Source organism: Kitasatospora setae KM-6054 (assembly GCF_000269985.1).
GTDB classification, from domain to species: Bacteria; Actinomycetota; Actinomycetes; order Streptomycetales; family Streptomycetaceae; genus Kitasatospora; species Kitasatospora setae.
Genome location: NC_016109.1, coordinates 6,647,337 through 6,667,847, shown reverse-complemented (window position 1 = coordinate 6,667,847; position 20,511 = coordinate 6,647,337). Strand labels below are relative to the sequence as shown.

The following is a 20,511-nucleotide window of genomic DNA, read 5'->3' as shown; positions in this document are numbered from 1 at the left end:
CCCGCCCGCCGGAACGTCTCAGCGGGCGGGGGCGAGCAGCGTCCAGGGTTCGGGGCGGGCGAGGGCGAGACGGGGGCGGCGGTGGGCCCAGTGGTGGACGGAGGCGGCCATCGCGGCGGCGGGATCGGGGACCTTCCAGGTGGGGGTGAAGGGGCGGCGCATGCTGGTGTAGCTCTGGAACATGGCGAGCAGGCGGACGGCCTGGCCCTGCACCGGGGAGAGGTGGCGGTCGGAGAGCGGGAGGAAGAAGCGGTTCCAGCTGTCGGTGGGGATCAGCGGGGGGCGTTCGACGGGGGGTGCGCCGTGGGCGGCGCGGAAGTCGTTGAGGGTGGTGAGGATGACGTCGACGAGGGTGTCGAGGTCGAGGCAGTCGGCGCCGGCCGCGATCACCTCGGTGCGCGGGGCGGCGGGCGGTTCGGCGAGGACGGCGGCGGTGAGCGCGGCGGCGACCTCGTCGACGGGGCTGATCTCGGCGTAGCCGGCGCCGTCGCCGACGACCACGGCGGCGGTGCCGGAGACCAGGGCCTGCAGCATGGTGTAGGGGCCGGAGAAGCGGGCGATCTCGCCGGTGCCGCGGCGGCCGACGACCAGCGGCGGGCGGACCAGGGTGAGCGGCCCGGGGTGCCGCTCGCGGGCGAGGTCCTCGCAGCGGGCCTTGGACCACTCGTAGCCGTTGCGGTAGCCCTCGAACTCGGCGCCGCGCAGGTCCTCGGGGTTGCGGTCGCCGCCGACGTACGCGGTGGAGACCTGGACGAGGTGGGTGTCGCGGTCGGCGAGGGCGAGGACGGCGCGCAGCGGGTCGAGGTTGGCGGTGGCGGCCTCGTCGCGGCCGAGGGTCCAGCGGGTGCTGGCGGCGGCGTGCACGATGACGTCCCAGTGGCCGGCGAGGGCGGGCGGCGGCGGTTCGGCGCCCATCCGCCAGTGGACGGTGTGCTCGCCGCGGCGGGAGACCGGGACGAGTTCGACGGCGGGGTCGGCGGCCCGGAGCTGCTGGGCGAGTTCGGTGCCGACGACGCCGGTCGCGCCGGTGAGCAGGACGCGCATGGGGTGGCTGCCTCTCGGAGGGGTCGGGTGGCCCGGGCGGGGTCAGGTGGGGGGTGCGAGCACCAGGCAGGCGTTCTGGCCGCCGAAGCCGAAGGCGTTCGAGAGGACGGGGGCGGGGGCGACGGCGCGCGGGGCGCCCTGGACGAGGTCGAGCAGGTCGGCCTCGGGGCTGCTCCGCAGGTTGGCGATCGGCGGGACCAGCCCGTCGGCGGCGCAGCGCAGCGCGAGGGCGGCGGCGAGCGCCCCGGCGGCGCCGATCAGGTGGCCGGTGACGCCCTTGACCGCGGTGACGGGCGGGGACGCGGCGCCGTAGCAGCGGGCGACGGCGCGGGCCTCGGCCCGGTCGCCGGGGACGGTGGAGGTGCCGTGCGCGCTGATGTGGCCGATGTCGGCGAGGGCGAGTCCGGCGTCGGCGACGGCGGCCCGCATGCAGCGGGCGGCGACCTCGCCGTCCTCGTGCGGGGCGGCGATGTGGAAGGCGTCGCAGGTCTCGGCGTAGCCGGCGATCTCGCCGTGGATCCGGGCGCCGCGGGCGCGGGCCGCCGCCCAGGGTTCCAGGATCAGCACGACGGCGCCCTCGCCCATCACGAAGCCGTCCCGGTCGGCGTCGAACGGGCGGCTGGCCAGGGCGGGTTCGTCGTTGCGGAGGGAGAGCGCGCGCATCCGGGCGAAGGAGCCGAGCACGACGGTGCTGATGGCGGCGTCGACGCCGCCGGCCACCGCGACGTCGAGTTCGCCGTACCGGATCCGGCGGGCCGCCTCGGCGAGCGCGGTGCCGCCGCTGGCGCAGGCGCTGGAGTAGGTGGTGCAGACGCCCTGGAAGCCGTGGCGCAGCGCGACCCGGCAGGCGGGCGAGTTGGCCATGGTCCGCGGGACGGTGTGCACCGGCAGGTCGCGGGGGCGGTGGACGTAGCCGGCGGTGGCGTCCTCCATGCTGGTGAGGCCGCCGATGCCGGTGCCGATCTGGACGCCGATCCGCTCGCGCGGCTGCCCGGCGGGCAGCGCGGCGTCGGCGAGCGCGTCGGCGGCGGCGCACAGCAGCAGCTGGGCGGGGCGGTCGATCTGCCGGGCCTCGCGCCGGCTGAGGTACGGCTCGGTGTCGAACTCCGGTACCAGGCAGGCGATGTGGACGGGCAGGTCGGCCTCGGCGAGCCGGTCGAGCCGGGTCGCGGCGGGCTTGCCGGCCAGCACGGCGGCGTACGCCTCGTCGAGGGTGGTGCCGACCGGGGTCTTCAGGCCGATGCCGGTGACGGCGACCCGGTGGCCGCCGGACGGGTGCCGGTCGGCGCGCGCCAGGGGGCTCACGCGGGGCCGCCGGAGGGCGGGGCGAGGGTGATGACGGCGTTGGCGGTGCGGCTGCCGGGCGCCGCGGTGGCGGGGTCGCGCAGGCGGGCGTGCAGCAGGTCGACGGCGTGGCCGACGTCGCGGGCCGAGATCAGGTCGTCGGGGTCGATCCGCAGCCGCAGGGTGCGCTCCAACCGGGCGCCGATCTCCATGAGTTCGAGGCTGTCGATGCCGTAGTCGTCGGCCAGGCTGGTCCGGTCCCGCAGTTCCTCGGGTTCGGTGCCGAGGACGTCGGAGACGACCGTCCGGACCGTCGCGGCGAGTTCCTCACGTGTGAGCACCTGGGTGCGCTCCTTCAGGGGTCGGGGCAGGAACGGGGGTCGGGGCAGCGGCCGCGGCCGGGGCATCGGCCGCGGCCGGGTCGGTGGCCGGGTGGTTCTTGCCGGTGGCGGTCAGCGCGGTGTCCAACAGGGCGGCGGCCTCGGCGAGTTCGGCCGGGGTGGCGATCAGCGGCGGCAGCAGCCGGATGGTGGTGGGGCGGCTGAGGCAGGGCGAGACCAGCAGGCCGGCGGCGGCGAGTTCGAGCACCATGGCGCCGGCCTGCCGGGGGGTGGCGCAGTCGAGGCCGCGCAGCAGGCCGCGGCCGGTCAGGGCGCGCACCACGCCGGGGTGGCGGTCCCGCAGGCCGGCCAGCAGCCCGTCCAGCAGGGCGGCCGATTCGCGTCCGTGGTCGGCGAGTTGCTCGATCGCGTCGAGGGCGGCCGGGACGGCGGCGCAGCTCAGCGGGTGGCCGCCGAAGGTCGCCGAGTGCAGGAACGGGTCGGCGGCCAGCGGCGCGTACAGGCGTTCGGTGCAGAGCAGCGCGGAGAGCGGGACGACGCCGCCGCCGAGCGGCTTGCCGAGCAGCACGGCGTCGACCGGCAGGCCGTCGGCGAGCGCGACCGAGCGTTCGCCGCAGCGGCGCAGGCCGCACTGGATCTCGTCGGCGATCACGAACGCGCCGGCCCGGGCGGCGTCCGCGCACCACTGGCGGAGCACCTCGGTGGGCAGCGGCCGGGCGCCGTTCTCGCCCTGGACGGGTTCGAGGATCACGGCGGCGACCTGCCCGCCGGCCGCCTCGCGGGCGATCGCGCCCTCGTCGTCGGCGTCGACGTGCACGGTGTCGATCTCGCAGCCGAGCAGGCCGCGCCGGTAGAGCGGGCTGTGGGTGAGCGCGAGGGCGCCCAGCGACTTGCCGTGGAAGCCGCCGCGGACGGCGACCACCCGGGGGCGGCCGGTCGCCAACCGGGCGAGTTTCACCGCGACTTCGACCACGTCGGCGCCGTTCAGGCCGAAGTACGCCTTGGGCAGGGCGTCGCCGAGGTAGCCGCTGAGCCGGGCGGCGGCCTCGGCCGCGACCGGGTTGGCCAGGCTGCGGGTCGTGGTCGGCATGGTGTCGAGCCGGGCCCGGACGGCGGCGCTGACGGCGGGGTGGCGGTGGCCGAGCAGGGTGACGGCGTAGGAGCCGAAGTCCAGCACGCTGCGGCCGTCCGAGAGGGTGACCCGGCAGCCGGACGCGGCGGCCTCGACGGCGCCGCGGCCGGCGAAGCCGCCGGTGAGCGCGAGCTTCGGGGAGAGGTGGCGGCGCAGCCGGTCGAAGACGGCCCCGGCGTCGACCGCCCCGCCCACTCCCCCGGCCGTTCCGGCACCGGCGCCCGGGCCGGTGTCGACGGCGGTCATCGGGCGGCCCCTTCGGCGCCGGCCAGCATCCGCTGTTCCAGCGCGCCGAGCATCTGCGCGGCGCTGTCCCGCAGGGCGTCGGCGGCGACCGGGTTGAGCATGTCGGCGAGCAGCGGGATGCCGAGGTCGAAGTCGACGTGCAGGGCGACGGTGCTGCCGCCGCCCGGGGCCGGGGTCACCGCCCAGTGGCCGGCGAAGGCGCCGAGGTCGCCGGTGAGTTGCTCGAAGTCGAAGCGGCGGGCGGCGTGGTCGATCACCTCGGTCTCGACCCAGCGCAGCACCGAGCCCTCCAGCCGGACCGACCAGGCGGTGGTGCGGTGGGTGTCGTCGGCCTGCTCGACGAGTTCGACCGAGTCGACGCTCTCCATGCAGGCGGGGTAGCCGAGGACGTCGAGCACCACCGGCCAGGCGGTCTCGGGCGGTGCGGTGACGGGCAGTTCGACTTCAACGTGCGGCATGGGACGGCCTTTCGGTCGGTCGGCGGGGGTCGTGCGGGCCGAGCGCCTCGGCCCGGGCGGCGGCCAGCGCGGGCGGCAGCACCCGGCGCAGCACGGCGCGGGGCAGCGGCCGGACGTGCGTCATCGCGTGCCACTGCTCGACGAGTTCGCAGCCCATCTCGACCTTGGGCAGGTAGGCGGTCTGGGCGAAGCGGATCCGGCGGCAGCCGGCGGCGATCGCCAGCCGGACGGCCGCGTAGTGCAGGTTGTGGTAGAGCGCGGCCCGGTGGGCGAGCCGGTAGTCCAGGCCGATCCGGGCGCCGGTCGCGGCGGTGCCGTCCGGGCCGAACAGGCAGAGCAGGAAGCCCACCGCCCGTTCCCCGATGGCGTGTTGGCCCATCCGCCGGGTCTCCAGGCAGACCACCAGCCGGCTGCGCGGGTCGGCGGCGACGGCGGTCAGGAAGGTCTGGTCGAGGACGTCGAGGGTCTGGTCGGCCCGGTCCATCACCTGCCGGTAGAGGGCGAGGAGTTGTGGCAGCAGGTGCCGGTAGTCGGCCAACACCTCGATGCGCAGGTCGGATTGGGCCTCGAAGCGACGTATCTTGGCCCGGGCGTTGCGTCGCGGCTTGGCCGGGAGGGCGGCCAGGTAGTCGTCGAACGTGCCTCCGGTCAGGGTGAGTTCGGTGTCGGGCAGGGCGGGGGCGAGGAAGAACCCGGCCTCCCGGAGCGGGGTGCGCAGCGGGGCGAGGTCGGGCCCGGCGAAGTCCTTGAACAGGACGGTGCCCAGGCGTTCGCGCCGGGCCAGGCCGAGGGCGGCGGCGACCAACTGCCGTCCGGCGGCCGGGTCGAGCGGCTCGGCGGCGGGCAGCCGGCCTTGGCCGAGCAGGTTGCCGCAGAACAGCGTGGGCACCCGGAGCAGGCCGGGGGCGAGGCGGTTCAGCGGGGCGAGCCGGCGGCGTTCGGCGGGGCCGACGATCCGGTCCAGCCGCAGGCCGCGGAAGAGGCAGAGCGGCAGCACGGCGACGGGTTCGCCGTCCCGGCGCAGCAGCAGGTGGGCGTACCCGTCGGGGCCGACCCGGGCGCGCTCCAGCGCGGCGAACACCTCGCGGGACCACATCGGGTCGTCCGGCGGGGCCAGCCGCTCCCACAGTCCGGGCGGCAACTCGCCGACACCGCGCAGGACCTCGACCCGGTAGCGGCCGGCGCCGGCCGCCCGCGCCGCACTCGTCCCCCGCATCGTGCTCGCCCCCCGCGCCGCGCTCGTCTTCCGCACCGGTCTCAGCCGATCCGCAGCGGGCGGCCGTCCAGGAAGTCCCGCAGCGGGCGGGCCATCCTGGTGCGGGCGGGCGGGTGGAAGGTCAGGCCGACGGCGGCGGAGGCCAGGTAGGAGCAGTCCGGGGAGGTGATGAAGGACATCCCGCCGAGCGCCGCCAGACAGGAGCGGGTGGTCTCGGCGATGGCGTCCTGCGCGGCGTAGCGGGCGGTCAGCGCCCGGACCAGCAGGGATTCGTCCCAGGGGTCGTCGTCCATCGCCCGGGCGACCGCCTCGACGGCGAGCGCCGCGGCCTCGACCGGGACGAGGTGCGGCGTCGGGTCGTCGCTGCCGCCGCCGGGGCGGTGCAGCGTCCGCTCGACCAGGGCGCTGGCAACGCCCAGGTAGCCGGCGGTCAGCAGCAGTTCGAACCAGAGGAACCCGGCGATGTTCAGCGCGTCCGGCACGGCGGCCGCGGTGACCTCGGTGGCGACCACCATGGACGGGTCCAACTCGACGTCGGTGAGCCGGACTTCGTCGCTCTCGGCGCCGGCCAGCACCGGCGTGCCCCAGAACGGGTGGACGCTGATGCCGGGGGTGTCGGCGGGGATCAGCGCGACGCCGAGCCGCTCGACGCCGTCCGGGCCGGTGAGCGCGACCGAGGCGGTCAGCAGGTCCATCGAGCGGGCCAGGCTGCACGGCTTCTTGCTGCCGTTCAGCACGATCCGGTCGCCGCGCCGCTCGGCGCTCAGGTGCGGGGTGAGGATGTTCTGCCCGGGGCGGCCCTCGGCGAACGCGGAGGCCACCAGCAGCCGCTCCTTGGCGACGGTCTCCAGCAGCGCGCCCTCCAGGCCGTCACCGTACTTGGCGGCCTCGACCAGGCCCGCCACCGAGAAGTGGTGCATGGTGGTGGCGACCGCCAGCGAGGGGCAGCGGGCCCCGACCGCCCGCTGCACCCGGACGGCCCGCAGCGCGCTCGCGCCCGCCCCGGCGTAGGCGGTGGGCACCAGCAGGCCGGGCCCGCCCGCCGCCTTGAACGCGGCGATCGCCGGGCTGGGGGCGCGCTCCAGGTCGGCCAGCGGGTGGCGGGCCAGCTCCTGGTCCAACCCGGGCATCAGCGCGTCGAGTTCGGCGCGTTCGCGGTGCAGGAAGTTCACGGGCACGTCCTTCGGGAGGGGGACGGGACTTCGAAAGGGGCGGTGCGGCGGGGGACGGACGGTGAGGCGGGGGCGCTGCGGCGGCGGGCGGGGTCAGGTGCCGTGTGCCAGCGGGAGCGCGTCGAACGAGCGCAGGCAGGCCGAGGCGCGCCGGGTGGGCGTCCCGGCGAGGGCGAGGCGGGGGAAGCGGTCGAGCAGCCGGCCCAGCAGCAGCGCGCCCTCCAGCCGGGCCAGCGCCGCGCCGAGACAGTAGTGCGGTCCGGCGCTGAAGCTCAGCACCCGGGTGCCGGTGCGGCGGACCAGGAACGCGTCCGGGTCCGGGTGGCGGGCCGGGTCCCGGTTGGCGGCGCCGAGCACGGCGGTGAGGCTGCCCCCGGCCGGGACGGCCACCCCGCCGACCTCGACCGGGTGCCGCGCCAGCCGCTCGGTCATCAGCACCGGCCCGTCCCAGCGCAGCACCTCCTCGACGGCGCCGGGCAGCAGCCCGGGGTCGGCGCGCAGCAGCGCGGCCTGGTCGGGGTGGGTGAGCAGGGTGTGCGCGGCGGTGCCGAGCAGGCCGGCGGTGGTCTCGAAGCCGGCCACGAAGACCAGCAGCAGCAGGTCGGCCAGCTCGTCCTCGCGGAGCGGCCGTTCACCGGACGGCCCGCTGGCGCCCGCGAGCAGGTCGGAGGCGAGGTCCTCGGCGGGGCGGGTCCGGCGGGCACGCAGCAGGGCGGCGAAGTAGGCGCGCAGTTCGGTGACCGCCGCGTCGGCCAGTCGCCAGTCCTCCTCCGTGCGGACGGGTTCCAGCAGCCGGGCGGCGTCCCGGCCGAGCCGGTGGAACGCGGCCTGGTCGGCCCGGGGCACGCCGATCAGTTCGCCGACCACCGCGACCGGCAGCGGATATCCCACCAGGGCCTGGAAATCGGCCGTCGCACCGCCGTCCAGCGCGTCCGCGAGAGCGTCCAGCAGTTCGTCGGCGATCTTCTCGACGGCCGCCGTGAGGCCGGCCACCCGGCGCGGCCCGAACGCCGCCGCCAGCGGGGCGCGCAGGCGCTCGTGCGCGGCGGCGTCGGTGCCGAGCAGCGAGGCGTAGAAGAAGTCGGCGGCGGGGTGGGCGGCCCAGGCGGGGCGCTCGCGCAGCATCCACGCCCGGTCGGGTACCGCGAAGGCGGGGCCGGAGAGCACGGCCTGGCAGTCGGCGAAGGCGGTCAGGAAGTGGGTGCCCACCTCGGCGCTGTACAGCACGGGGGCGGTCGCCCGGAGCGCGGCGAGCGCGGGATAGGGGCCGGCCGGGTGGTCCGAGCCGCAGGCGGCCAGTGCGGACCGGAGCAGTCCGCCGGCGTCCTCCGTGCCGACCGGCCCGGCCGTGGCACCGCTCAACGCACCCATCCGCTCTCACCCGCCGCCGTCGCGCCTGCCGGGCCGGTCGAACCGGCCGGGAATTGCCTGTCGTTCGGGCCGAGAGTACCGGAAAGAACTATCGCCGCGCACAGCAGAAAATCATTGAAATACCCATCCCTTAAACGGATATGGCGACGGTCCGGGTCATTTCTGCGCGGGCGTCTGCTCGATCAGCGTGGCGGTGGCCCGGTCGAGGAACTCGCAGAACCGGCGGTGCTCCTCGGCGTCGAAGCGGTCGGTCAGGACGCGGGCCGGCCCGGCGCCGGACTGGACCCTCGTCGCCCGCGCGGGAGAGCGCGAGCAGCGTTGAACCATGACGAGAGCAGTGCCGCAGACCGCGCCGCAGGCCACGATGCGGGCCGTCGCCCTGGACGCGGACGGCCGCCTCCCCGTCCCGCGGCCGTTCGTGGCCGGGTTCGAGGCGGCGGGCCGGATCGTCGCGGTCGGTCCGGGGGTGGAGCGGGGGCGGGTCGGCGAGCCGGTGGCCGTGCTGGTGGGCGGTGGCGCGCACGCGGAGGTCGTGCTGGCGCCGGCCGTGCTGGCGGTGCGCGCGGAGGGCGTCGACGCCCGCACCGCCGCCGGGTTCGGCTGGAGCACCCCGACCGCGTACGACCTGGTCCACACCGTCGCCCGGATCGGGCCCGGCGACCGGGTGCTGATCCACGGCGCGGCCGGGGCCGTCGGCACCATGGCCGCGCAGTTCGCCGCCGCGGCCGGGGCGGGCCGGATCACCGGGGTCGCCGGGAACGACGAACGGTCCCACTACGCACGTCAGTTCGGATTCCACCGGGTGGTGACCCGGGACGCGTTCCCGGACGCCCTGGCCGGCGAGTCCTTCGACGCCGTCCTCGACCCGGTCGGCGGCGCCACCCGGGTCGCGAGCCTGGCGCTGCTCGCCCCGCACGGCCGCCTCGTCGCCTACGGCGAGATCGCCGGCGCCGACCCGGTGCGGGTCTCCGTCGGCGACCTGCTGGCGTCCGGCCGTTCGCTGCTCACGCACAACGGCGACCTGCTCGGCCGCACCCACCCGGCCCGGCTGGCCGAGAGCGCCCGCCGCGCCCTCGCGCTGGTCGCGGACGGCACGGTGCGGGTCGACGTCACGGCCGAGCACGCCCTGGCCGACGTCGGCGAGGCGGTCGCCGGCCTGGCGGCCGGCCGCACCCTCGGCAAGGGAATCGTCCGGGTGCGGTGAACCCGTACCCGGCCCGGGCCGGGAAGTTCCGTCCGCCCGCAGGGGGCACCGGCAGCAGGCCACTTGATACGGTTCAGGTCTGCGTCGCCTGCCGGTGGCGCGGCGGCTCCCCCGCCGCCGTGTCGGCCCCGGCCTGCGGCAACGGCCCCCCTGTCGTCTCCAACCCGGGTAAGGAGCACCGCAGTGCCCCTGGTTTCCGTGGTGATGCCGGTGCACAACTCGGCCACCACCCTTGGTGCTTCGGTGCGCTCCGTGCTCGCGCAGACCCATGCGGACGTGGAACTGCTGATCACCGACGACGCCTCCAGCGACGGCTCGGTGGACCTGCTGCACGAGCTGGCCCGGCAGGACGACCGGGTCCGCCCGCAGGCGGCGCCGGAGCAGGGCGGGGCGGCCAGGGCCCGCAACCTGGCGCTGGGCCGGGCGCGCGGCGCGTACGTGGCGTTCCTGGACAGCGACGACATGTGGCTGCCGGAGAAGCTGGAGCGGCAGTTGGCGTTCGCCGCGGCCGGGGACGCGCCGCTGACCTTCACCTCCTACTACAAGGTCGACGGCGACCACGTCGGCGAGGCCCGCGACTTCGTGCCGAACGGCCGGGTGGTGGCGGCCCGCGCGCGCGTCACCTACCGGGACATGCTGGTGCAGGACCACATCGGCGCGCTGACCGCGATGTACGACCGCCGGGCGCTGGGCACCCGGCTGATGCCGGACATGCCGAAGCGGCAGGACTACGCGCTGTGGCTGTCGATCATGCGGGACGGGCACGCCGCCCGGGGCCTGCGGGAGCCGCTGGCGGTCTACCGCTCCGGCCGGGCGGGTTCGCTCTCCTCCAACAAGCTGTCGCTGGTCGAGCACAACTGGGCGCTGTACCGCCGGCACGAGCGGCTGTCGCTGTTCCGCTCCACGCTGGCGCTGGCGGGCGCGACGGTGCACTCGGTCCGCAAGGCCCGCATCTGAGGCGCTGACCCGCCGCTGACCCGCCGCTGGCCCGCCGCTCAGCCGCCGTTCAGCCTCCCGCTCAGCCCCCCCCCCCCCCCCCCCCCCCGCTCAGCCGCCGCTCGCGGGGGCGGTGTGGGCGAGCCCGGTGGCGAGGTCGACCAGCCGGTCGAGCAGCCCGGGGGCGAGGTGGTGGCCCATGCCGGGGATCTCGACGTACCGGGCGCCGGGGATCGCGGCGGCGGTGGCGCGGCCGCCGCCGGGGTGGACCATCCGGTCGGTGTCGCCGTGCACGACCAGGGTGGGCGCGGTGATCCGGCGCAGTTCCGCGGTGCGGTCGCCGGAGGCGCGGATCGCGTCGATCTGCCGGGCGACCGGCGCGCCGGTGTGGGTGCCGCCGGTACGGGCCCACAGGCCGGCCGTCCAGGCGCGCTCGCGGGCCGGGTCGTACGGGTGGCCGGGGCCGCCGATGTGGTCGAGCATCGCCAGGTGCCGTTCGGCGGCCTGCTCGGCGGTGCGGGACGGCGGGCGGACCATCCGGGCCACGGTCGACAGGGCGGGGCCGCCGGTGCCGCGGGCACCGGTGGTGGAGAAGATCGAGGTGAGGGTGGCGGTCCGGTCGGGGTGCCGGGCGGCGACGGTCTGGGCGATCATGCCGCCGAGCGACATGCCGACCAGGTGGGCGCGGGCGATCCCGAGCGCGTCGAGCACGGCGACGGCGTCGCCGGCCATGTCGGCGAGGGTGTAGGCGTCGGGGCGGGGCCGGGAGAGCAGTTGGCGCAGCCGGCCGGGCGGCGGGGCGGCGATCCGGTCGGAGCAGCCGGCGTCCCGGTTGTCGTGCCGGACGACCAGGAAGCCGCGGGCGGCGAACCCGTCGACCAGCGGCTCCGGCCAGGAGGTCAGGTCGTAGCCCAGCCCGGCGATCAGCAGCAGCGGTTCGCCGCCGGCCGGTCCGCGCGTCCGGTAGGCGATCCGCGGCCCGCCGGGCCGCTCCGCGTACGCGTCCCGCTCCGTCACCGCGTGCCCCCTGCCCTTGCCCGCCCTCGCCGTCCCGCCGTACCTACCCGCGGCCGGCCCCCGTCACCCTGTCGCCCCCGTCACCCCGGCCGGGCGCCGGACGCCGGGTGTCGGACGCCGGGCCCCGGGCTCGGCGAAGGGCTCGATCCGGCCGGGGCGCGGACGCACAGCCGCGCCCGCGCCCGCGCCCGGTGCGCCCGCGCCCGGCGCGGTCAGCGCCGCACGGCGGCCAACACCTCGATCTCGGGGACGACGGCGGCGGGCGTCGGCTGCGCCTCGTTCAGGGCCCGCAGCCGGGCGGCCCCGGCGCGCAGGTCCGGGTCGGCGACCAGCCGGGCGAGCAGCGCGCCGTCGACCTCGGCGGAGGTGGCGGACAGGGCCGCGCCCGCCCCGACCATGGTGTCGGCGGTGAGGAAGTTGTCCGCGCCCTGCGGCAGGAGCAGCTGCGGGACGCCGGCGTGCAGCCCGGTGAGCGTGGAGCCGGAGCCGCCGTGGTGGACCACCGCGTCGCAGACCCGCAGCAGTTCCGCCAGCGGCACCCAGGGCAGCGGGCGGACGTTGGCGGGCAGGGTGCCGAGCCGGGCGAGGTCGCTGTCGCCGACGGCGAGCAGGAACTCGGCGTCGACCCCGGCGGCGGCGTCCACCAGCCGGACGATCGGCTCCACGCCCTCGACCTGGGTGATCACGGTGCCCAGGGTGACGGCGACCCGCGGCCGCCCGGCCCGGCGCAGCAGCTCGGCGGGGACGGTGCCGCCGCCGTTGTAGGGCAGGTAGCGCATCCGCAGGCCGCCGTCGTCGCCGCCGAGTTCCGCCGGGACGATGTCCAGCGGGGTGCTCTCGGCCGGCCCGGCGAGGCCGCGCTCCTCGTACAGGTCGGTGAAGTGCCGGGCCAGCCGGGCGGCCATGTCCAGGCCGGAGCCGAACCCGTAGTTGTGCAGCGCGGCCGGGATCTTCAGCTCGGCGGCGACCAGCTGGGCCGAGGCCAGGCAGGAGTCGTGCACCAGCAGGTCGGCGCCCCACTGCTCGGCGACCGCGCGCAGGCCGTCCACGGTGGGCCGGGAGGCGTGCGCGAAGGCGCGCGCCCCCAGGTCGAGCAGCTCGTCCTGGCTCATCTCGGGCCGGGCGTAGCGGAACGGCTGCCCGGCCGGGGCGGTCGCCTCGAACGACTCGCGCAGCGAGCGGCCGTCGCCGATCCCGGCGATCGGGAAGCCGGCCTGGCGGATCTGGTCGTGGGCCGCGGGCACGGCGAACAACACCTCGTGCCCGGCGGCCCGCAGGGCCTGCGCGGTCGGCACCATCGGGAACAGGTGGCTGGGGGCGGCCGGTCCGGCGAAGAGGATGCGCACGGAGGTCTCCTCGGGTTGCGTCAGCAGACGGGATCACGGGGCGGCCGTTCCGCGAACGGCCGCCCCTCCATTAACTGACGGATCCTCAATTCCCCTTCCCCGTACGGTCGATTATCGGACGTTCTGTCGGAGTCCTTGCCTTCCGGGCCGCACTCTGCTCTCTCCGGCGGCCCGGGGCGATGTCAGGAGGCGGTGCAGGTGAGCGAGCCGGTCGGGAGGTCGTTGCCGGTGGAGTTGGCGGTGAAGCCGAAGGTGGTGCCGGAGTTCGCGCCGACGGTGCCGTTCCAGGCCGCGTTGCGCACCGTCACGTCACTGCCGGCGGTGGTCAGCGTGCCGTTCCACAGGTTGGTGATCGTGGTGCCGGGGCCGGTCCGCCAGGTCAGGGTCCAGCCGGTGATCGGCGTCGCGTCGTGGTTCATCACCTCGACCGCCGCCTGGAAGCCGCCGCTCCACGAGCCGACCACGGCGTACGTCGCCATGCACCCGCTGCTCGGCATCGGGCTGCCGCCGGACGACGGGGACGCGGACGGGGACGGGGACGGGGACGGGGACGCACTCGCACTCGCGCTCGGCTGGTGGATGCCGGTCACCTCGCCGTGCCCGCCGTCGAAGACGACGTCCGAGCAGGAGAAGAAGTTCTCCTGGCTGTCCGAACGGACCCACTGGATGAACACCAGGGCGTTCCCGCTGCGCCCGGACGGCAGGGTGAGGTTCCAGTAGTAGTGGCCGCCGTCCGCGCCGGGGCTGCCGACCTGGGGCGGGTTGGCGACGGTGGTGAGCAGGCCGAGGTCGGCCCAGGCGAGCGGGGTGGTCGGGGACCAGCCCTGCCGGGTGAGGTAGATCCGGAACTCGCCGGGGTGGGCGGCCCAGTTCGAGTAGTCGACCTCGATGGCCGCGCCGGCGGTGAGGTGGGTCCTGGGCCAGTCGTCGCGGGGCGCGTTGTAGGCGGAGAAGTCGTACGGCGACTTGTTCCCGGCGCTGCACAGGGTGCCGTCGGGGACGTAGCCCTGGCCGCGGCCGCCCGCGTTGGAGTCGAGGACGGCGAACCAGTTGTAGAGCGGCGTGGTGCCGCTCTGGGCGAGGGCGGCCCGGCAGGCCGGGTTGGTGGGGTCGAGCGCGCCGGTACTGGTGCGCCCGTCCTGGTAGCACAGGTAGGTGCGCGAGCCGGGGACCACGGCCACGCCGTGCGCCTGGGCGGGCGGCTGGCCGACCAGCAGCGCGCAGAGGGTGGCGACCGCGGTCGCGAGGGCGGCGAGGAGGGTGGGGGTCGTGCGTCGGGTCATGGGGTTTCACCACCTCGGTGGAGGGGGCCCGCCGGGGCCGTCCCGGCCGGGCGGGCCGTCTGACTGGGGAAAGCCATGCGCATGCCATACGCGGGGTCCCGGGCGCGCTCCGGAGACTCAAGGTAACCGGCTGGTCGGGGGGTGTAAACGGACCGCGTCCGCGACCGTGAAAGGTACACGCGCGCCGGGTGGCGATCCGCCGATCGGGCGCGGCGCGGGGGTCCGGCCGCATTAGGGTGGGGAGTCCCTTCCGCCCGTCCACCCGAGGAGCACAGCGCCGTGGCCGACAGCTTCGCCCACCTGCACGTCCACACCGAGTACTCGATGCTGGACGGCGCCGCGAAGAACGGGAAGCTCTTCGCAGAGGCGGAGAGACTGGGGATGCCCGCGATCGCGATGAGCGACCACGGCAACATGTTCGGCGCGTACGAGTTCTTCCACGCGGCCGCGAAGAGCGCGGTGAAGCCGATCATCGGCATCGAGGCGTACGTGGCGCCGTCCTCGCGGTTCCTGAAGAAGCAGGTGTTCTGGGCGCCGGGCGGCCAGCGCCCGACCGGCTCGGACGGCGAGGGCGGCAAGGACGTCTCCGGCGGCGGCCGGTACACCCACATGACGATGTGGGCGCAGAACGCGACCGGGCTGCGCAACCTGTTCAAGCTCTCCTCGCTGGCTTCGATGGAGGGCTACTACATGAAGCCCCGGATGGACCGGGAGCTGATCGCCGCCAACGCCACCGGCATCATCGCCACCACCGGCTGCCCGTCCGGCGAGGTGCAGACCCGGCTGCGGCTGGGCCAGTACGAGGAGGCGGTCAAGGCGGCGGGCGCCTACCAGGACATCTTCGGCAAGGAGAACTACTTCCTGGAGCTGATGGACCACGGCCTGTCCATCGAGCGGGACGTCCGCGCCGACCTGCTGCGGCTCGCCAAGGAGCTGGGCATCCCGCTGCTGGCCACCAACGACTCGCACTACGTCACGGCCGACCAGGCCGACGCGCACGACAGCCTGCTCTGCGTCGGCGTGGGCAAGAACAAGGACGACCCGAACCGGTTCAAGTTCAACGGCTCCGGCTACTACGTGAAGACCTCCGAGGAGATGCGCGAGCTGTTCCGCGACCTCCCGGAGGCGTGCGACAACACCCTCGCCATCGCCGAGCGGATCGAGTCGTACGAGGAGGTCTTCACCTACGTCGACCGGATGCCGCAGTTCGACGTGCCCGAGGGCGAGACCCAGGCGTCCTTCCTGCGCAAGAAGATCGCCGCCGGCCTGCAGCACCGCTACGGCGACAACCCGAGCCAGGAGGTGCTGGACCGGGTCGAGCTGGAGATGGGCGTGATCACCCCGATGGGGTTCGACGCCTACTTCCTCGTGGTCGCCGACATCTGCCAGTACGGCCGCGACAACGGCATCCCGGTCGGCCCGGGCCGAGGCTCGGCGGCCGGCTCGATGGTCTCCTACCTGACCGGCATCACCCAGCTCGACCCGCTGGAGCACGACCTGCTGTTCGAGCGGTTCCTCAACCCCGAGCGCATCAACCCGCCGGACGTCGACATCGACTTCGACGACCGCCAGCGCGACCAGATGGTGCGCTACGTCACCGACAAGTACGGCTCCGCGTACACCGCGCAGGTCAACACCTTCGGCACCATCAAGGCGAAGGCCGCCGTCAAGGACGCCAACCGGATCCTCGGCTACCCGTTCTCGATGGGCGACCGGATCACCAAGGCGATGCCGCCGGACGTGATGGGCAAGGGCGTCCCGCTCGCCGACCTGTTCAACGAGAAGCACCCCCGGTACAACGAGGGCACCGAGATCCGCTCGCTGTACGAGAACGAGCCGGACGTCAAGAAGATCATCGACACCGGCCTCGGCATCGAGGGCCTGATCCGCGGCACCGGCGTGCACGCGGCCGCGGTGATCCTCTCCTCCACGCCGCTGCTCGAACTGATCCCGCTGCACATGCGGGACAAGGACGGCACCATCATCACCGGCTTCGACTACCCGTCGTGCGAAGCCATGGGCCTGATCAAGATGGACTTCCTGGGTCTGCGGAACCTGGGCATCATCGACCACTGCATCAAGATCGTGAAGGCCAACCGGGGCGTCGACGTCGACATCGACAACATCCCGATCGACGACCCCACCACCTACCAGCTGCTCGCCCGCGGCGACACCCTCGGCGTCTTCCAGCTCGACGGCGGCCCGATGCGCGCCCTGCTGCGCCTGATGAAGCCCACCGAGTTCGCCGACATCTCCGCCGTCTCCGCGCTGTACCGGCCCGGCCCGATGGGCATGAACTCGCACACCAACTACGCGCTGCGCAAGAACGGCCAGCAGGAGATCATCCCGATCCACCCCGAGCTGGAGGAGCCCCTCAAGGAGGTCCTCGGCCCCACCTACGGCCTGATCGTCTACCAGGAGCAGGTGCAGCGCGCCGCCCAGGTGCTGGCCGGCTACTCGCTCGGCCAGGCCGACCTGCTGCGCCGCGCGATGGGCAAGAAGAAGAAGGAGGTGCTGGAGAAGGAGTTCGTGCCGTTCCACGCGGGCTGCAAGGAGCGCGGCTACTCGGACGAGGCGATCCAGGCGGTCTGGGACGTGCTGGTCCCGTTCGCCGGCTACGCCTTCAACAAGTCGCACTCCGCCGCGTACGGCCTGGTCTCCTACCAGACCGCCTACCTGAAGGCGAACTACCCCGCCGAGTACATGGCCGCCCTGCTCACCTCGGTCGCCGACGACAAGGACAAGATGGCGATCTACCTGGCCGAGTGCCGGGCGATGGGCATCCGGATCCTCTCCCCCGACGTCAACGAGTCCGTCGTCGACTTCACCGCCGTCGGCAGCGACGTCCGCTTCGGCCTGAAGGCGGTGCGCAACGTCGGCGTCCCGGTGATCGAGTCACTGGTCGCCACCCGGGAGGCCAAGGGCAAGTACACCTCCTTCGCCGACTTCCTCGACAAGGTCGAACTGGTCGTCTGCAACAAGCGCACCGTCGACTCCCTGGTCAAGGCCGGCGCCTTCGACTCCCTCGGCCACACCCGGCTCTCCCTCAGCACCGTCCACGAGAGCGCCATCGACGCCGTCACCGGCGTCAAGAAGCAGCAGGCCATCGGCCAGGACGACCTGTTCGCGATGCTCGGCGGCGACGACACCCCCGCCATCGGCCTCGACTTCCAACTCACCGACCGCGAATGGCCGCGCAAGCAACTCCTCGGCCTGGAACGCGAGATGCTCGGCCTCTACGTCTCCAGCCACCCGCTGGACGGCGCCGAGCACATCCTCACCAAGAACCGCGACGTCTCCCTCGTCGACCTCCTCAACTCCGGCCGCACCGAAGGCGAGGTCCGACTCTCCGGCCTGATCACCGGCGTCGACCGCCGGATCAACAAGGCCGGCAACGCCTGGGCGATCATCACCCTCGCCGACCGCGACGGCTCCATCGAGGTGCTCTTCTTCCCCGCCGCCTACCAGCTGATGTCCGCCCAGATGGTCGAGGACAACGTCATCGCCGTCCGCGGCCGCCTCAACGAACGCGACGGCTCCCTCAGCATCTTCGGCCAGGAGATCACCACCCTCGACATGTCCTCCGCCGAACTCGGCACCAAACCCCCCGTCCAGATCACCGCCCCCGTCGGCCGCCTCACCCCCGACGTCGTCGCCGAACTCAAAGCCACCCTCCAAGCCCACCCCGGCGACGTCCCGATCCGCCTCCTCACCACCGGCTGGGACAAGAACACCCTCTACGAACTCGGCTTCACCGTGAACCCCGACAACGGCCTCGCCTCCGACATCAAGACCTTCCTCGGCCCGCACTGCTGGCAGGGCACCGTCTGACCCCCGCCCGGCGTGGGCGGTGGCGTGATCACGGGCAGGTGATCGACGGGATTCCTCACCGTGCTCGGACCGGGGTTCACTGGCCGGATCCACCTGAGCGCGGACGGGTGCTGTCGCCCGCTGTCCGTGATCGTCACGCCGAGGCAGCGGGCCGACTGCACCCGGTTCGTGCCGGTGCTGAAGAACTCCCGTGCTGTCGCGAACCGTTACGGCAGGCGAGGTTACGTCTTCCTCGGCACCGTCACCGCGGCCGCCCTGGTCATCCGGCTTCGGACCTGACCGCGTGCCACGGGGGTTCGGGCACTGTGGCGCCCGGGGCCAGCACCAAGCCCGCTGCCGCGAGGAAGTCTTCAAGGCCGATGATGCCGCCGTCGGTGCCGTCGTCCCACTCGATCAGGAGTCCCGAGCGGCCCTCGTTCCAAGACTCCGGGCCGTCGTCGAAGTCAGGGCCGGGATGCCACTCGACGCTGCCCTCACCATGCCGGTATCGGAGATACAGGTACTGGCCGTCCGCCGTCCAGGCATCCCACTGTGACGGGTATGCGGAACACGTCTGCACAACCCGTGCCAGCTTCCGCCCCTCGTCCGTGTCCGTACTCATCCGACGATGGTCGCGCACTCTCAGGCACCCGGCAATCGACTTCAGGCCGTCGTCAAAGGCACCTCAAGCAGCAGCCAGACGCACGCCGTCGATGATCGGCGGCCGGGCGCTGTCGGGCCCGTCTACCGCGAGAAGGGAAGCCCCCGGCTCTGCCGGGAGTTTCGAGGAACGCCGATACGACCGGCTGCTGATCATCCGCCCAGCCGCGCCGCGCAGTCGTGGCGGGAGCCGGCAGAGTTGGCCCGAATCGCCCTGCTGTACGCGATCGGTCGCGGGCAGCATGGGAGGCCATCGCGAGATCTCGCAACCGACGATCGCAAGGGGAGCAGATGCGGCTAACGTTCATGGGGAAGGACCCGAACAGCCCGGATGGCGACTCGCCGACGATCTGGGTGGACGAGGAGACGAAGGACCTGGTGATCCAGGGGTGGAAGGCCGACGCGGAGACGGAGGCCGAGTGCCGGGTGACCGGCCCGATCCCCGAGCACGAGGCCGTCGTCCGCGTGCCGGCGCGGCTCGCGCAGGCGATCAGGGAGGCACTGGATGTCGCCGAGCGCGACGACGAGGATTGACGAACTGCTGCGGGGCACCGTCCGCTCCGCGCTCCATCTGGAGATGCGCGACGGGTACATGCAGGACGACCCCGCGCTGCGCGCCTGGCGGGACGGGCACCGGCTGGACCCTGCCGACCGGGCGTCGTGGTGGCGGCCCTGGCTGGACGTCATCGCCGAGACCGTCGGACGCGGCGTGGAGATCCGCCGGGCCCGGATCGTGTCCGAGCCGGTCAGCGAGTACATCCGCTATGAGTACGACGTGACGTTCCCCAACGTGGCGGCCGGGGAGCAGGTGCGGTGGCTGCCGCGGCGCAACGCCGGCGACATCCCCCTGCCGGGCAACGACTTCTGGCTGTTCGACGGTCGACTGGTGCGCTGGGGGCACTTCTCCGGCGACGGTGACTCCCTCGGCGGGGAGCTCACCGAGGACCCGGCGGCCGTCCGGCTCTGCGCCGACGCCTTCGAGCAGGTGTGGGACCGGGCGATCCCGCACGACAAGTACACGATCTGACCAACAGGAGCACGAGCGCACCGGACCGACAGCCCCATGCCGCCCTACACCCCGTCCTCCAGCGTCGTCGCCGCCCGCAGGGCCCTCGCCGAGCGGCTGCGCGATCTTCGCCGGGATGCCGGGATCACCGGTGACGAGCTGTCGGCCCGGTGCGGCTGGAACCCGGCCAAGACCTCCCGCCTCCAAGCGGGAAAGGCCGCGCCGTCGGAGGCGGACATTCGGGCCTGGTGCCGGGCGTGCGGGGCCGAGGAGCAGGTCCCGGAGCTGATCGCCGCCTCCCGCGCGGTGGAGTCGATGTACGTCGAGTGGCGCCGCCTGGAGGCCGGTGGGCTGCGCCAGGCCCAGGACTCCGTCCTCGACCTCTACCGCAGAACCCGCCGCTTCCGCGTCTACGCCTCCCGGACGATCCCCGGCATGGTGCAGACCCGCGCCTACACCGAGGCCGTGCTGCGCGCCGTCCAACGCTCCCGCGGCACCGTCGACGACGTGGACGCAGCGGTGGAGGCCCGGATGGCCCGCCAGAGGATGGTCTTCTCCGGCGGCGCGACGTTCGCGCTGCTGGTCGAGGAGTCGGTGCTGCGCGGCGCGGTGTGCGACGCGGAGACGATGGACGGACAGCTCGGCCACCTCATCGCGGTGAGCACCCTGCCGCAGGTCAGCCTCGGCGTGATCCCCCTGGCGACCGGCCGCACCCGCTCCCCGGCGGAGGACTTCTACCTGTTCGACGACGTCCAGACCTCCGTCGAACTGGTCAGCGGGCACCTGCGGTTGACGCAGCGCCACGAGCTGGAGATGTACGCGGGCGTCTTCACGGAGCTGTCCCGCATGGCCCGCTTCGGCGCCGAGGCGCGGGCGCTGATCGCCTCCGCCATCGACCGCCGCCGCCGTTAGGTGCGCAAGAACTCGCAAGATCGTGGTCCCCGGGAGGCGGCGCCTCCTAGCGTCGAGGCATCGCCACTTCACG

The 20,511-nt window shown here is 74.2% G+C and carries 19 protein-coding genes; 6 read left to right on the top strand and 13 right to left on the bottom strand.

The window, feature by feature from the left end:
• Positions 1-18: 18 nt before the first annotated feature.
• From KSE_RS29440 to KSE_RS43665, 9 genes are all read right to left on the bottom strand, one after another.
• Positions 19-1,044 (bottom strand): SDR family oxidoreductase, encoded by a 1,026-nt coding sequence (locus tag KSE_RS29440; RefSeq protein WP_014139014.1) that lies wholly within the window; start codon positions 1,042-1,044, stop codon positions 19-21.
• A gap of 42 nt (positions 1,045-1,086) precedes the next feature.
• Positions 1,087-2,349 (bottom strand): beta-ketoacyl-[acyl-carrier-protein] synthase family protein, encoded by a 1,263-nt coding sequence (locus tag KSE_RS29435; RefSeq protein WP_014139013.1) that lies wholly within the window; start codon positions 2,347-2,349, stop codon positions 1,087-1,089.
• Positions 2,346-2,669, bottom strand: a complete 324-nt coding sequence (locus KSE_RS29430; protein ID WP_014139012.1) for an acyl carrier protein — start codon at positions 2,667-2,669, stop codon at positions 2,346-2,348. Before KSE_RS29430 ends, KSE_RS29435 begins: the two co-directional genes overlap by 4 nt.
• On the bottom strand, positions 2,656-4,047 hold the full coding sequence (locus KSE_RS29425) for an aspartate aminotransferase family protein (RefSeq protein ID WP_014139011.1): 1,392 nt from the start codon (positions 4,045-4,047) through the stop codon (positions 2,656-2,658). The genes KSE_RS29430 and KSE_RS29425 overlap by 14 nt, the downstream gene beginning before the upstream one ends.
• Positions 4,044-4,505 carry a type II toxin-antitoxin system RatA family toxin gene (locus KSE_RS29420; protein ID WP_014139010.1) on the bottom strand — a complete coding sequence of 154 codons (462 nt, stop codon included), beginning with the start codon at positions 4,503-4,505 and terminating at the stop codon, positions 4,044-4,046. Before KSE_RS29420 ends, KSE_RS29425 begins: the two co-directional genes overlap by 4 nt.
• The gene (locus KSE_RS29415; protein ID WP_014139009.1) at positions 4,492-5,721 is read right to left on the bottom strand and encodes a GNAT family N-acetyltransferase; all 1,230 of its coding nucleotides are present in this window, start codon (positions 5,719-5,721) and stop codon (positions 4,492-4,494) included. The genes KSE_RS29420 and KSE_RS29415 overlap by 14 nt, the downstream gene beginning before the upstream one ends.
• A 41-nt stretch (positions 5,722-5,762) precedes the next feature.
• Entirely contained in the window at positions 5,763-6,893 is a 1,131-nt protein-coding gene (locus KSE_RS29410) for an acyl-CoA dehydrogenase family protein (RefSeq protein WP_033260301.1), read from the bottom strand.
• A 93-nt stretch (positions 6,894-6,986) separates the two neighbouring features.
• A complete protein-coding gene (locus tag KSE_RS29405) occupies positions 6,987-8,255 on the bottom strand; it encodes a cytochrome P450 (RefSeq protein ID WP_081958285.1) in 1,269 nt (422 codons plus the stop codon).
• Positions 8,256-8,420: 165 nt separating this feature from the next.
• Positions 8,421-8,591 carry a hypothetical protein gene (locus KSE_RS43665; protein ID WP_193365930.1) on the bottom strand — a complete coding sequence of 57 codons (171 nt, stop codon included), beginning with the start codon at positions 8,589-8,591 and terminating at the stop codon, positions 8,421-8,423.
• Here KSE_RS43665 and KSE_RS29395 point away from each other — a divergent pair.
• Together KSE_RS29395 and KSE_RS29390 are read left to right on the top strand one after the other, a co-directional pair.
• Positions 8,590-9,468 (top strand): quinone oxidoreductase family protein, encoded by an 879-nt coding sequence (locus tag KSE_RS29395; RefSeq protein ID WP_106437749.1) that lies wholly within the window; start codon positions 8,590-8,592, stop codon positions 9,466-9,468. The two genes, KSE_RS43665 and KSE_RS29395, sit on opposite strands and share 2 nt — an antisense overlap.
• A 183-nt stretch (positions 9,469-9,651) precedes the next feature.
• On the top strand, positions 9,652-10,425 hold the full coding sequence (locus KSE_RS29390; RefSeq protein WP_014139004.1) for a glycosyltransferase family 2 protein: 774 nt from the start codon (positions 9,652-9,654) through the stop codon (positions 10,423-10,425).
• A 90-nt stretch (positions 10,426-10,515) separates the two neighbouring features.
• Here KSE_RS29390 and KSE_RS29385 read toward each other — a convergent pair whose 3' ends face one another.
• The 3 genes from KSE_RS29385 to KSE_RS29375 all read right to left on the bottom strand — a co-directional run bounded on the left by KSE_RS29385 (position 10,516) and on the right by KSE_RS29375 (position 14,050).
• On the bottom strand, positions 10,516-11,421 hold the full coding sequence (locus tag KSE_RS29385) for an alpha/beta fold hydrolase (RefSeq protein ID WP_014139003.1): 906 nt from the start codon (positions 11,419-11,421) through the stop codon (positions 10,516-10,518).
• 212 nt (positions 11,422-11,633) lie between these two features.
• Positions 11,634-12,767, bottom strand: coding sequence for a nucleotide disphospho-sugar-binding domain-containing protein (locus KSE_RS29380; protein WP_014139002.1), 1,134 nt, complete (start codon positions 12,765-12,767; stop codon positions 11,634-11,636).
• Between the two features lie 182 nt (positions 12,768-12,949).
• Entirely contained in the window at positions 12,950-14,050 is a 1,101-nt protein-coding gene (locus tag KSE_RS29375; protein ID WP_014139001.1) for a lytic polysaccharide monooxygenase auxiliary activity family 9 protein, read from the bottom strand.
• 279 nt (positions 14,051-14,329) lie between these two features.
• Between KSE_RS29375 and dnaE the strand changes: the two genes are divergently transcribed.
• Positions 14,330-17,881, top strand: coding sequence for a DNA polymerase III subunit alpha (gene dnaE, locus KSE_RS29370; RefSeq protein ID WP_014139000.1), 3,552 nt, complete (start codon positions 14,330-14,332; stop codon positions 17,879-17,881).
• Positions 17,882-18,140: 259 nt separating this feature from the next.
• Here the strand turns inward: dnaE and KSE_RS29360 are convergent, their stop codons facing one another.
• On the bottom strand, positions 18,141-18,482 hold the full coding sequence (locus tag KSE_RS29360; protein WP_051055417.1) for a hypothetical protein: 342 nt from the start codon (positions 18,480-18,482) through the stop codon (positions 18,141-18,143).
• Between the two features lie 329 nt (positions 18,483-18,811).
• On the opposite strand from KSE_RS29360, the gene KSE_RS29355 reads away from it, so the two are divergent.
• The 3 genes from KSE_RS29355 to KSE_RS29345 are packed head-to-tail and all read left to right on the top strand — an operon-like array spanning position 18,812 to position 20,438.
• Positions 18,812-19,054 (top strand): hypothetical protein, encoded by a 243-nt coding sequence (locus KSE_RS29355; RefSeq protein WP_014138997.1) that lies wholly within the window; start codon positions 18,812-18,814, stop codon positions 19,052-19,054.
• The gene (locus KSE_RS29350; protein ID WP_014138996.1) at positions 19,026-19,547 is read left to right on the top strand and encodes a DUF6879 family protein; all 522 of its coding nucleotides are present in this window, start codon (positions 19,026-19,028) and stop codon (positions 19,545-19,547) included. Before KSE_RS29355 ends, KSE_RS29350 begins: the two co-directional genes overlap by 29 nt.
• A 36-nt stretch (positions 19,548-19,583) precedes the next feature.
• Positions 19,584-20,438: a helix-turn-helix domain-containing protein gene (locus KSE_RS29345; RefSeq protein WP_014138995.1), complete on the top strand. Its 855-nt coding sequence runs from the start codon at positions 19,584-19,586 to the stop codon at positions 20,436-20,438.
• The last annotated feature ends 73 nt before the right edge of the window (positions 20,439-20,511 follow it).

What these genes read in the sequence shown, in the direction of transcription:
- KSE_RS29440 (WP_014139014.1), bottom strand. Translation starts at nt 1,044, where the DNA reads ATGCGCGTCCTGCTCACCGGCGCGACCGGCGTCGTCGGCACCGAACTC.
- KSE_RS29425 (WP_014139011.1), bottom strand. Translation starts at nt 4,047, where the DNA reads ATGACCGCCGTCGACACCGGCCCGGGCGCCGGTGCCGGAACGGCCGGG.
- KSE_RS29420 (WP_014139010.1), bottom strand. Translation starts at nt 4,505, where the DNA reads ATGCCGCACGTTGAAGTCGAACTGCCCGTCACCGCACCGCCCGAGACC.
- KSE_RS29415 (WP_014139009.1), bottom strand. Translation starts at nt 5,721, where the DNA reads ATGCGGGGGACGAGTGCGGCGCGGGCGGCCGGCGCCGGCCGCTACCGG.
- KSE_RS29395 (WP_106437749.1), top strand. Translation starts at nt 8,590, where the DNA reads ATGACGAGAGCAGTGCCGCAGACCGCGCCGCAGGCCACGATGCGGGCC.
- KSE_RS43665 (WP_193365930.1), bottom strand. Translation starts at nt 8,591, where the DNA reads ATGGTTCAACGCTGCTCGCGCTCTCCCGCGCGGGCGACGAGGGTCCAG.
- KSE_RS29375 (WP_014139001.1), bottom strand. Translation starts at nt 14,050, where the DNA reads ATGACCCGACGCACGACCCCCACCCTCCTCGCCGCCCTCGCGACCGCG.
- KSE_RS29360 (WP_051055417.1), bottom strand. Translation starts at nt 18,482, where the DNA reads ATGAGTACGGACACGGACGAGGGGCGGAAGCTGGCACGGGTTGTGCAG.
- KSE_RS29355 (WP_014138997.1), top strand. Translation starts at nt 18,812, where the DNA reads ATGCGGCTAACGTTCATGGGGAAGGACCCGAACAGCCCGGATGGCGAC.
- KSE_RS29350 (WP_014138996.1), top strand. Translation starts at nt 19,026, where the DNA reads ATGTCGCCGAGCGCGACGACGAGGATTGACGAACTGCTGCGGGGCACC.
- KSE_RS29345 (WP_014138995.1), top strand. Translation starts at nt 19,584, where the DNA reads ATGCCGCCCTACACCCCGTCCTCCAGCGTCGTCGCCGCCCGCAGGGCC.